Here is a 12,130-nt window from a genome sequence, read left to right as displayed (position 1 = left end):
AATATCTATGATTACTTATGGGGCAAGTTAAGTTCTTGGCCACGCGGCTTTAGACTGGGGACGGGCGTGCCTGCGGCGTCGCCCTGAGTGTTGGGGAAATTATTGAGAAGAAAAACGGAGCCGTAGGGATCTTCGATCCTGCAGGCTCCGTTTTTTATTTATTCTTCTGTTTTATTTTTTTTTGCTTTCATTCTTTCGAAGACCATTTCGTAGCCGTCGTTTCCGTAGTTGAGGGAACGGTTTACTCGGCTGATGGTTGCGGTTGAGGCCCCGGTCTTTTCGGAGATGTCCAGATATGTGCGCTTGTCAGTTAACATTTTAGCTACCTCAAAACGCTGTGAAAGAGAAAGAAGTTCGTTGATCGTGCATACATCTTCGAAGAAGGTATAGCATTCTTCTTTATTCTTCAAACAAAGGATTGCCTCAAAAAGATGGTCAACCTCTTCCGTCCTGATTTTTTTACCCATTTTCCTGCTCCTTTAGCTTACATCCTGTTATATTTCACATATTAGTATTTTAACACTTTAACTTGTGATAAGCAAGGGATTTTGTGATTTTCATAACAAAACGGTGTGGATAGTTGAATTTCCTTTGAAAAGCAGGTATACTGGGAACAAATGTACGAATTTTTCAGATTGGAGTATTGTTATGGATTTATTTGAATATGCCAAATCTAAGACTCTGGACCGGGAGTCGCCTCTGGCTTCCAGGCTTCGTCCTACTACTCTGGATGAGGTTGTCGGGCAGGAGCATATTGTGGGGAAGGATAAATTGTTATATCGTGCGATCAAGGCGGATAAGCTGACTTCTGTTATTTTTTATGGGCCTCCGGGGACTGGTAAGACGACGCTTGCTAAGGTGATCGCGAATACGACCCGTGCCAATTTTACTCAGATCAATGCTACGGTTGCGGGCAAGAAGGATATGGAGCAGGTCGTAAAGGAAGCGCAGGAACAGCTTGGTATGTATGGTAAGAAGACCATTCTGTTCATCGACGAGATCCATCGTTTTAATAAAGGACAGCAGGATTATCTTCTTCCGTTTGTGGAGGATGGAACGATCATATTGATCGGTGCAACGACGGAGAATCCTTATTTTGAGGTCAACGGTGCTCTTCTCTCCCGTTCTATTATTTTTGAGCTCAGGGCTCTGAGTCAGGAGAATATCCGCACGCTGATCCTGCGTGCAGTCAATGACTGTGATAAGGGAATGGGGAATTATGGTGCTGTGATCGATGACGACGCGCTTGAATTTCTTTCTGATATGGCCGGCGGTGATGCGCGGAGTGCACTGAATGCCGTGGAGCTCGGGATCCTGACAACTCCAAAGAGTGATGACGGTTATATCCATCTGACGCTTGATGTCGCTTCTGAATGCATCCAGAAGCGTGTGGTCCAGTATGATAAGCAGGGGGATAATCATTATGATATCATTTCTGCTTTTATCAAAAGTATGCGTGGCTCCGATCCGGATGCGGCTGTCTATTATCTTGCCAAGATGCTTTACGCAGGGGAGGATATCAAGTTTATTGCGCGCAGGATCATGATCCTTGCCTCTGAGGACATCGGAAATGCAGATCCGCAAGCACTCTGTGTGGCTGTTGCTGCTGCCCAGGCAGTTGAGCGTGTCGGCATGCCAGAAGCACAGATCATTCTTTCACAGGCAGTCACCTATATGGCATGTGCACCAAAGAGCAATGCCGCTGTAAACGCGATCTTTTCTGCCATGGACTCTGTCAAAAAGACCAGGACTACGGTTCCTGTTCATCTGCAGGATGCACATTATGGCGGGCATGAGAAGCTTGGTAAAGGGATCGGATATAAATATGCGCATGATTATCCAAATCATTATGTGAATCAGCAGTATCTGCCATCGGAGATCGAGGGCGAGAAGTTCTATGAACCAGGGGATCTTGGATATGAGAAAACTCTCAACGAATATATGAAACATATAAAGGGTGAAGCTTAACGGCTCCACCCTCTTATTTTATGAGATCAACTCTCCCATCAACATTTCATATATATCCTGTGACTTCGCTGCCCAGCTCCGACAGATCTCCTGGGCGGCTTCTTTGTTCGGTGCAGCCATGCTCAGATCCATGATCGTAGAGGAATCCTTCTCTATGATCTGGCAGCGGACGGCATATCCGCCCTGCGGGGTCGTATAATAGTCAGCCGGGGTCAGGATCCGCTCCTGTACTTTGCAGCCACGACTTTCCAGATATTCCTTGACTTCATTCTTGATATCCTGTGAGATATCTTTTTCGAAGTAGGAAAGCGTCTTGCGTCCTTCTTCCGTCAGTTCATAGTAAGAACTGTTCGTGATCGTCCTTTTGTGGAGAAGTTCTGTCTCTGTCAGCTCTGACAGTACTTTCTGCAGCTGGAAATAATCGGTATATTCCCGGTCCAGGATAAACTCTGAAATCTGTGAATTTGTCAGTGCCTGTGTCGCGTGCTTCGCCATATATAATACGATCAGCTTATACGTTGTAAATGGATCTGCCATTTGAGTCACCTCTTTCTTATTCTGACAGGGTGTGAAACTGCTTATTACTGTTCACTCCGTTCACAGTAACTTGGTCAAAATTATACTGCTTCCCCTGCCAACTGTCACATACCTTCATCTGATGATGCAGAAGATTCAGGACTTCTCTCTTCCTGCCTGTCCATAGCGGAGCAAGTAAAAGTTCCTTCGGTCCGTCTCCTGTCATCCTGTGTATGACGATCTCCGGATCCAGATGCTCGATGCACCGGATCAGCAGATTCAGATATTCTTCTCTTTCGTATACGTGGAATTTGCCCTCCAGATATTCCTGTGCAAGATCGGTGCCCTTAAGCACATGGAGAAGCTGAAGTTTGATTCCCTGTATGTCTCTGTGGTTCAAATATTCCATGGTAGCGAGAATGTCCTCCTCGGATTCCCCCGGAAGCCCCAGGATCGTGTGAACGATCACTTCGATCCCACGTTCCCGAAGATTTCTCACCGCTGTCTCAAATACCGAAAGAGGATATCCTCTCCGGATATATGCGGCCGTCCGCTCGTGGATCGTCTGAAGCCCAAGTTCGATCCATACCGGCTTGATCTGGTTCAGTTCCGTAAGAAGATCCAGAACATCTTCTCCCAGACAGTCCGGTCTTGTCCCGATTGACAGTGCCACCACAGATGGATGATGAATCGCTTCTGTAAAAATCTTCCTGAGATATTCCACCGGGGCATAGGTATTGGTATATGCCTGAAAATAAGCAATATATTTATGGATCGGGCGTTTCGCGGACAAAACAGCGATCTGGCTGTCGATCTGCTCTGTAATCGTCAGTGCCGCATCTGCCGCAAAATCACCGCTTCCGCCCTCACTGCAGAAAATACAGCCTCGGCTTCCGAGTTTCCCGTCACGGTTCGGACAGGACATACCGCCGTTCAGCGTCACCTTGTATACCTTTTCGCCAAAGGTCTCTCTCAGCATATAGTCAAGTGAATGGTACGGTTTACCATTCCAGTTTCTCATTCTGCCTTTCCTCCGTCCTCTGCGCCTTCCGGAATATAATTCTCAAAGATCTTTACCAGGAAAAATGAGTTGCAGTATGCAACCACTGCCCCGCCGATCACTAGACAGATCAGGATGATCGTTGCCTGTACTTTAAATGTCGGTGCAAAAGATACCAGAAGTACCGGACATGCACAGATCACTGCCATCAGGACCGTATACGGAAGATGACGAACAGACATCAGCACCGCATTGATAAACGTATTTCTGGTAGAATTATAAAATTTCGCCAGAACTGGATAAATATACAGGAATACCATCACATACAGAACGCTGAATGCAAGGAAAATAATATTCATGATCTGTCCAAGCGGCTGTCCCATCTGCTTTACGATGCTCATATCCACATAAAGGATCACTGCCAGCACAAGCATGATCAGGTTGATCACCGTTGCCTGTTTGAAATTCTGTTTGAAAGATTTAAAAAAGCTCTTGATTATGTAGGACTCTTCGTTCTTTACCATCTTTATGGTCACATAAAACATCGCTGTGATCGATGCCCCCGCTGTCACGATCGGGATGCAGCAGATCAGACATAGGATATTCAAAATAAATAAATCTGCGACCTTTCCCATAAATGTAAAAAACTTATTATCCATACTGAAGAATCTGTCCATTTTTTACTCCTTTTTCTGCTGAATTGATAAACTCGTTATATATCAGTATAACGAAATTGAGCAGAAAAAGCAATGACAAACCTGTTACTGTGAACGGAGTGAACAGTAACACAAACCTTTCACGATATGGTCATGGTACGATCAGTTCATCTACTGTCACAAACTCATAACCTTTTTCTTTCAGCCGGTCGATAAGGAGAAGGGCTGCCTCCACGCTGGTCTGATATTCGTCGTGCATAAGGATGATCGAACCGTCCTCCGGTTCTTCTCCTGCTGCCTTGAGGATCGCATCCACATTCTGGCTTTTCCAGTCAAGTGTGTCAATATCCCAGAATACGGGCAGCATCTCGACGCAGAGCTCCATGTTTTTCTTCCAGGCTCCATAAGGAGGACGCATGTATTCCGGATACTTTCCTGTCGCCTCATAGATCTCATTGTTTGTTTTGAGTATCTCCTGCCGGGCTGTAGTCTCCGGGATCTTGTTGAGCTGTACGTGATTATACGTATGATTTCCCAGAAGATGTCCTTCCGCCTGCATCCTCTGCACCAGTTCCTGATTCTCCTTCACATTTTTGCCCAGAAGAAAAAAAGTTGCCCGGACATTTCTCTCTTTCAGTCCATCCAGAAGAAGCGGTGTATATTTCGGACTTGGACCGTCATCGAAGGTCAGTGCTACTTCAGGATGTGCCTGGCTCTGCTCCATAAGTTCCTGTTCCATCAGCCGGAGCATTCCCTCTCCTGCAACAAGCCTGGCTGCCTTATTTCCGATCGTCTGTACAGCCTCCGGTTCTTTTCCTGCAGACCAGACAGTTCCCATGAGCAATAGAAGTACAACAACTATCCCTGAAAAAAATTTTCTCATATCTACCCTGCCTGCCCTGTACTCCCTTCAATATATGCATGAAAGCATAAAAAAAGAACGGGGACGGTGTTTTAAAAACACCGCCCCCAACTGGCTTTTATTTCCCAAGCATGATCTTTAACTGTGCTTCGATCGCATCAACACATTTCTCAAATCCGAGTTTGCCGCTGTTCAGGCAAAGGTCGTAATTTGTCGCATCGTTCCAGACACCGCCTGCAAATTTATGGTAGTAGTCCTGTTTGCGCTTGTCATCCTTGAGAAGGAATTTCTCCACATTTTCTCTTGATCCGGAGATCTTCTCAGAAGCCTGCTCTACACGGAACTCCCATGGTGCATGGATGAATACACGCAAGGTATTCGGACGATCCTTGAATACATAGTTTACACAGCGTCCTACGATCACGTAGGATTCTTTTTCTGCAAGGTCGTTGACTACTTTAGCCTGGTAGTTAAAAAGATTCTCATCGGAGATGAAATCCTTGCTGCCTGGCTGGTGCAGGTCTCCCTTGTAGATGCTGTCCTTGCTGCCAAAAAGAGAAGTCTTGACTTTATCTCCCGCTTCTACTTTGCCGAAAAGTTTTACGTCAATTCCACTCTCATCAGATGCCATCTGAATGATCTGCTTGTCATAGAAAGAAATCCCCAGACGCTCTGCCAGCATTTTGCCGACGGTACGTCCGCCGCTTCCATACTGTCTTGCAATTGTGATTACAACCTGATCCATTATTGATTCCTCCTTATTCTCCCAGATATGCTTTCTGGACAGATTCATCATGAAGCAGATCATCTGCTTTGCCTTCCAGAGTAATGCTTCCTGTCTCAAGGACATACGCTCTGTCAGCGATAGAAAGGGCTTTCTTTGCGTTCTGCTCAACGAGGAGAACGGTTGTGCCGCTTTCACTTACTTCTTTGATAATATCAAAGATCTCATTTACAAAGATCGGGGAAAGCCCCATAGACGGCTCATCCATCAGGATGATGCTCGGTTTACTCATCAGAGCACGTCCCATTGCAAGCATCTGCTGCTCACCACCGGAAAGTGTACCGGCACGCTGTCCTGTACGTTCTTTCAGACGCGGGAATCTCTTGTAAACCATCTCGAGGCTCTGTGCGATCTCGTTTTTGTCTTTTCTTGTGTAAGCACCCATCAGAAGATTTTCGTATACAGACATGTCTGCAAATACACGTCTTCCTTCCGGTACATGTGCCATACCCATCTCGACGATCTTGTGTGCAGGTGTCTTTGTGAGGTCTTTGCCTCCAAACATGATACTTCCTGCTTTTGCCGGGATGATTCCGGTCAGTGTCTGCAGTGTGGTTGTCTTACCGGCACCGTTCGCACCGATCAGTGCGATAACTTCTCCCTGTTCTACATGAAAGGAAATTCCCTTCAATGCCTGGATAACACCATAATAAACCTGGAGATCTTTTACTTCCAACATTGACATTTGATTTTCCTCCTTATTCTCCCAGATATGCAGTGACTACTGCCGGATCTTTCAGAACCTTCAGAGTCTCGCCCTGTGCAAGCACCTGTCCGAAGTTCAGTACGGTTACTTCTTCACAGATACCGCCGACCAGTTTCATATCATGCTCGATCAGAAGAGTGGTCATATCAAAATGTTTCTGTACGAAACGGATGGTATCCATCAGTTCCTGTGTTTCATTCGGGTTCATACCTGCAGCCGGCTCATCCAGAAGAAGAAGCTTCGGATCGGTTGCCAGTGCTCTGGCGATCTCGAGTTTACGCTGTTTACCATATGGAAGGTTTCCTGCAAGGGTATCTGCTTCTTTGTCGAGGTCGAATACCTTGAGGATCTCCATTGCTTTTTCATTCATTTCTTTTTCTACTTTGTGATATTTCGGAAGTCTTAAGATTCCGGTCAGGGTAGAATAAGAATGATGATTGTGAAGTCCGACCTTGACGTTGTCAAGAACCGGCATATCCTTGAACAGACGGATGTTCTGGAATGTTCGCGCGATACCTGCTTTGTTGATCTCGATCGTGCTCTTACCTGTGATATCCTGTCCGTCCAGTTTGATGATACCCTCGGTCGGTTTGTATACACCTGTGAGAAGGTTGAAGATTGTTGTTTTGCCGGCACCGTTCGGTCCGATCAGTCCGTAGAGCTGACCTTTTTCGATTGATACATTGAATCCGTCAACTGCGCGAAGACCGCCGAACTGGATAGCCAGATGATTTACTTCCAACATTGCCATGGTTAAGCTGCCTCCTTTTTGTTCTTAGTGCCTTTGATCTTTTCCATTACGCGTGCTCTCCAGTTTCTTGCTGCCGGTGCCCAGTTAAAGAGCATCATAACGATCAGAACGATCGCATAGATGAGCATACGATAGTTTGCAAATCCGCGGAGAAGTTCCGGAAGTGCATAGAGGATGATCGCTGCGATCATGGAACCTCTCAGGTTTCCGATTCCACCAAGTACGACATATACCAGGATCAGGATAGACATGTTGTAGTCAAATCCGGATACCTTTAACATGGAAAGGTTGTGTGCATAGAGAACACCTGCAACACCTGCGAGGGCTGCGGAGATCGTGAATGCAAGAAGTTTGAACTTGGTAACATCGATACCTACGGATTCTGCTGCGATACGGTTATCTCTGGTTGCCATGATAGCACGTCCGCTTCTGGAGTTTACAAGGTTCTGTACGATGAACAGTGTAAGAAGGACCAGAAGGATTCCGATCGGGAAAAAGTAATGTTTGACATCTTTGTAAAGAGCACCTGTTCCGGAGATACCAAGCGCACCTTTGAGGATCTGTTTGCCGCCTGCTTCCAGTTTGAGACTTGCGGCACTTGTTGCTACGTGAAGTCCTTTTTCGTCAAAACCGATATACAGGATGTTGATCAGGTTCTTGATGATCTCACCGAATGCCAGGGTTACGATCGCAAGGTAGTCACCACGAAGTCGAAGTACCGGGATACCGATAATCACACCAAACACGGCTGCTACTGCTGCGCCGATCAGGATCGCCAGGATAAATCTCGGAACCTGCGGGATATCGCTTGCGATATGTGAAAATAATGCACTGGAATACGCGCCGACACACATGAATCCTGCATGACCAAGGCTCAGCTCACCGGAAAAACCTACTACCAGGTTCAGGGAGATCGCTGCGATCACATAAACACACAGCGGAACCAGAAGACCTGTAAGAAGTCTGGACAGATGTCCTGTACCGGAAAGGATCTGTACGATCACAAAAAGTGCGATCACGATCCCATAGTTGATCATATTGTTTTTTACTGTTTTGTTCATTGTTTTCTTCATTCTGACCACCCCTTATACTTTCTCCTGGATGTTCTTGCCGAACAGTCCGGTAGGTTTTACAAGAAGCACTACGATCAGGACGCCGAAACAGATAGCATCTGCAACCTGCGAAGAAATATATGCTTTACCAAAGATCTCGATCACGCCAAGGAGGATTCCTCCGACCATGGCTCCCGGAATGGATCCGATACCACCGAATACGGCTGCAACGAAAGCTTTGATACCAGGCATTGCTCCTGTATATGGAGTCAGTGTCGGGTAAGTCTGGCAGAGAAGAAGTCCTGCGATCGCTGCAAGTCCGGAACCGATCGCAAATGTCATGGAGATTGTCGCATTGACATTGACACCCATGAGCTGTGCGGCGTCGCGGTCCTCAGATACTGCCTGCATCGCACGTCCCGGTTTTGTCTTCTGAACAAAAAGCATCAGACCGACCATGATCACGATACAGGTAAGGATCGTTACAATAGTTATTCCTTTGATCACAAGCTGTCCGTCAAATAAAGACACGGACGGCACATCGATAACAGTTACGAAACTCTTGGCATCTGCTCCGAAGATCAAAAGTGCCAGGTTCTGAAGCAGATAGCTGACACCGATCGCGGTGATCAGTACTGCAAGGTTGGAAGACGCCTTACGAAGCGGGCTGTATGCGACTTTCTCGATCACCATACCAAGAACGGTACAGAAGATTACAGAAAGTACGATAGCCAGCACCGGAGACATGCCTCCTTTGGTAACAGCGGTAAGAATCACAAATGCACCGACCATGATGACATCACCATGAGCGAAGTTCAGCATTTTTGCAATACCATACACCATTGTGTACCCCAGGGCAATGATCGCATAGATACTGCCCAGGCTGATTCCATCTTTTAAGTATGATAAAAAGCTCATAATGCACCTCTTTAAATTATTAACTGATTGGCTTATTAGTGCAAGAAAGGGGGGGACAGTCCTGTGATAACAGGCAACCGTCCCCCGTCCTCTGAATATAGTATCTTATTAGTCCATTTCTACGTAAGCGCCGTCCTGGATCTCGAAAGCTTTTGGCTCTTTGTCACATTCGCCATCTTCTGTCCATTTTGCTTTACCTGTAAGTCCGTCAAGTTCTACACTGAGCATTGCCTCAGACATAGCTGCACTGATGTCTGCATTTTCCATATCCGGTGTGATCTCTGCTGCATCTGCTGCTGCTTTCATAGCATAGAGTACATCGTATGTATCTGCTGCGAACTGGTTCGGAACTTCATCTTTGTTTGCAGCTTCATATGCTTTAACAAATGCCTGAGATTTTTCATCTTCTGCTGTTGCAGAGAATGGTGTCAGAAGCATAACGCCTTCTGCGAGGGATGTATCGAAGTTTTCTACTCCAAGGATACCGTCCATACCGTCTACACCGAATTTCTTAACGTCGTCCATACCAGCGTCATGTGCCTGCTGAAGGATCAGTGCGTTGTCTGCATAGTAGTTAGGAAGGAACAGAAGCTCTGCGCCGCTGTCTTTGATCTTCTTGAGCTGTACAGAGAAGTCTGTGTTGCTGTCTGCTGTGTATGCTTCGTCAGCTACAACTTCAAGACCGTTCTCGTCTGCTGCTGCAACGAATGCATCGTTGATACCGGAGTTGTAGTCTGCGGATGAATCATAGAGAATAGCTACCTTTGTAGCAAGTGCATGCTCTCCGATGTACTGTGCGGATTTGGTTCCCTGTGCCGGGTCTGTGAAACACATACGGAATTCATTGGATCCGGATGTGATGCTGTCTACTGCTGTTGCTGATGGTGTGAACAGGAATGTATCCTCTGCTGCCTCTGCACCTACAGCGATACAGGAACCGGATGTAACGGTACCACAAAGCATCTGCATTCCTTTGTCCAGAAGGTCGTTGTATGCGTTTACAGCCTTCTCCGGGTCAGCCTGGTCATCACCAGCGTCAAGGATCTCTACGTTGTATCCGTTGAATCCGCCGTTAGCATTGATCTCTTCTGCTGCAACCTGTGCTGCATGGTATACACCAAGACCATACTGTGCGTTGTCACCTGTCATCGGTCCGATAACACCGATCTTGAAAGTCTCGTCGTCTGCTGCAAATGCAGATACAGGCATCATTGTTGCTGTCATTGCTACTGCTGCTGTTAAACTAAGTGCTTTCTTCCATGTTTTCATAATAAAGCTCCTCCTTTAATCTTTAGCCCGCGCACTTTCATTCGCTAAAGCTTTAATGTTTTTGATTATAGCATTGGCTATAGCTGATTGCAAGGGAAAATTTTAGATTTATTTAAGAATTTGTTTATTTAACAAGGATATGTGTCCTTGTATCGCGGACATTCTATTCAAATCTGACTGTCATATTCTCCGGAATATGATAAAACTCCTTGAATTTTTCGTTCCAGATCTCATCTATCGGTTCCGTATATCCTGTATAATCACTGAATGGCATGACCGGAAGTGTCAGTTCCTCTGCATTCTGTTCGACTGCCTCTTCGATCAGCTCTGCTCTGTAATCACTGTACTTCCCTATTATCATAAAAATTCTCACATAAAATACGGCTGAAATACAAACTGTTACTGCAAGGATCAGTGCCGGATAAAAAACCTGTATTTCTCCTCTGTTTTTCAAAAAATATTGAAGAATTTTTGCTGTCGTCAGCACTTCAAATACATAAGAAATATAAAAGCATCTCGGACCGATCGGATCTGCCGCAATAAGCGGTGCTGCAAAAGCCAGAGATCCGAGATATGTAATACAGATCGAAATTCGTTCTTCTTTTTCTGTAAACATCCAGATACACAGAAGCACATTTATAAAAAACAGCATGGAAAGAAGTGCCATAATCCCTCTGTCCACCGCCTGGTTTCCATCAAATGTCCACTCTGGACAAATTCTGTGAAAAATACTGTACACACTGTACCCCCAGAAAACGACCAGCATCTCTGCTGCTGCAAAACTTTGTTTTCTTTTTTTCAGGATCAGAGCAGTCAGCAAAACTGCAAGTATCACTGTCAGTACCCAGTTATTCAGAACCAGGTTTGTCCATATCCTGACAACAAACCTCTGGAGCAGTACTCCTGCACTCATATCAATGCTTTTATAGGTTTTTCCATTATGCACTGCCGCACTGGAATATGCCGAATTAGAAAACATGACCACCGCCCCCAGAATTGCGGACCACAGATAATTCACTTCTATCAAATAAATCTTTCTGTATCTGACACCAGTGTAAATCATCATCCATACTGCATATGCAACAACAATGATCGTTATATTTTCGCTGAATAGCTGGACACATATTCCCAGTGGGATGACTGCCAAAGTTTGAAACCATGAGTATTTTTCCACTTTATTTCTGTAAAGCTCATCTGTCCATATAAAATAGACCAGAAACAATGGCACCGGAACTTCGTAATTAACAAAAGCAGCCGGCCATCCATAGCTCTGCCCATACAGGGAAGCCGGGACAGCGAGTAACAATAAGATGAGGCTCAGAAGAAGAATCGGGTCTGACTTATCTTTTTCTGAAAAAGTTTTTCTTCGCACACTCATTTCCATCAGCCATACGATCAGCACCATACATACGGATATTACAAGTGTTTTTGCCACTTCTGACCTTGTGATCAGCAATGCCAGAATATTTCCCAGATATCTTCCATTATATCCTGAAAAGCCTCTCTTCATCAGTTCCACTCTCTGAGGAAGTCCCCACTTCCACTCATCAAGGCAGTATGGGACTTTATATCCCAAATATACAAACAACATAAAAAATGCAGCATAAATAAAATATCTTACCCTGTTATCTTTGATCTTCATCTTCTC

Annotated in this window: 13 protein-coding genes; 1 reads left to right on the top strand and 12 read right to left on the bottom strand. The window is 45.5% G+C overall.

The features are described 5' to 3' along the window. Positions 1–158 precede the first annotated feature (158 nt). On the bottom strand, positions 159–467 hold the full coding sequence (locus QZL69_RS00390; protein ID WP_022213256.1) for a YerC/YecD family TrpR-related protein: 309 nt from the start codon (positions 465–467) through the stop codon (positions 159–161). Positions 468–648: 181 nt separating this feature from the next. On the opposite strand from QZL69_RS00390, the gene QZL69_RS00385 reads away from it, so the two are divergent. Further along, positions 649–1,968, top strand: a complete 1,320-nt coding sequence (locus QZL69_RS00385; protein WP_022213255.1) for a replication-associated recombination protein A — start codon at positions 649–651, stop codon at positions 1,966–1,968. An 18-nt stretch (positions 1,969–1,986) separates the two neighbouring features. Here the strand turns inward: QZL69_RS00385 and QZL69_RS00380 are convergent, their stop codons facing one another. From QZL69_RS00380 to QZL69_RS00330, 11 genes are all read right to left on the bottom strand, one after another. Next, positions 1,987–2,505 carry a DUF4364 family protein gene (locus QZL69_RS00380; protein WP_022213254.1) on the bottom strand — a complete coding sequence of 173 codons (519 nt, stop codon included), beginning with the start codon at positions 2,503–2,505 and terminating at the stop codon, positions 1,987–1,989. 16 nt (positions 2,506–2,521) lie between these two features. Next, positions 2,522–3,505 carry a TIGR01212 family radical SAM protein gene (locus QZL69_RS00375; RefSeq protein ID WP_022213253.1) on the bottom strand — a complete coding sequence of 328 codons (984 nt, stop codon included), beginning with the start codon at positions 3,503–3,505 and terminating at the stop codon, positions 2,522–2,524. Then, positions 3,502–4,161, bottom strand: a complete 660-nt coding sequence (locus tag QZL69_RS00370) for a YesL family protein (RefSeq protein WP_022213252.1) — start codon at positions 4,159–4,161, stop codon at positions 3,502–3,504. Before QZL69_RS00370 ends, QZL69_RS00375 begins: the two co-directional genes overlap by 4 nt. A gap of 130 nt (positions 4,162–4,291) precedes the next feature. Then, on the bottom strand, positions 4,292–5,023 hold the full coding sequence (locus QZL69_RS00365; RefSeq protein ID WP_022213251.1) for a polysaccharide deacetylase family protein: 732 nt from the start codon (positions 5,021–5,023) through the stop codon (positions 4,292–4,294). Positions 5,024–5,120: 97 nt separating this feature from the next. Beyond that, on the bottom strand, positions 5,121–5,747 hold the full coding sequence (locus QZL69_RS00360; RefSeq protein ID WP_022213250.1) for an AAA family ATPase: 627 nt from the start codon (positions 5,745–5,747) through the stop codon (positions 5,121–5,123). Between the two features lie 13 nt (positions 5,748–5,760). Beyond that, positions 5,761–6,471 (bottom strand): ABC transporter ATP-binding protein, encoded by a 711-nt coding sequence (locus tag QZL69_RS00355; protein WP_022213249.1) that lies wholly within the window; start codon positions 6,469–6,471, stop codon positions 5,761–5,763. A gap of 13 nt (positions 6,472–6,484) precedes the next feature. Then, positions 6,485–7,243, bottom strand: a complete 759-nt coding sequence (locus tag QZL69_RS00350; protein ID WP_022213248.1) for an ABC transporter ATP-binding protein — start codon at positions 7,241–7,243, stop codon at positions 6,485–6,487. Between the two features lie 2 nt (positions 7,244–7,245). Then, positions 7,246–8,316 (bottom strand): branched-chain amino acid ABC transporter permease, encoded by a 1,071-nt coding sequence (locus QZL69_RS00345; protein WP_022213247.1) that lies wholly within the window; start codon positions 8,314–8,316, stop codon positions 7,246–7,248. Between the two features lie 12 nt (positions 8,317–8,328). Beyond that, on the bottom strand, positions 8,329–9,213 hold the full coding sequence (locus tag QZL69_RS00340) for a branched-chain amino acid ABC transporter permease (protein WP_022213246.1): 885 nt from the start codon (positions 9,211–9,213) through the stop codon (positions 8,329–8,331). A gap of 108 nt (positions 9,214–9,321) precedes the next feature. Continuing rightward, positions 9,322–10,482, bottom strand: a complete 1,161-nt coding sequence (locus QZL69_RS00335; protein WP_022213245.1) for an ABC transporter substrate-binding protein — start codon at positions 10,480–10,482, stop codon at positions 9,322–9,324. A gap of 163 nt (positions 10,483–10,645) precedes the next feature. Next, positions 10,646–12,130 (bottom strand): DUF6056 family protein (locus QZL69_RS00330; RefSeq protein ID WP_291517550.1); only part of this gene is annotated, 1,485 nt, incomplete at its 5' end.

The organism is Blautia sp. CAG:237, assembly GCF_000436615.1.
Classification (GTDB): Bacteria; Bacillota; Clostridia; order Lachnospirales; family Lachnospiraceae; genus Blautia_A; species Blautia_A intestinihominis.
This window is presented reverse-complemented; position numbering and strand designations above follow the sequence as displayed.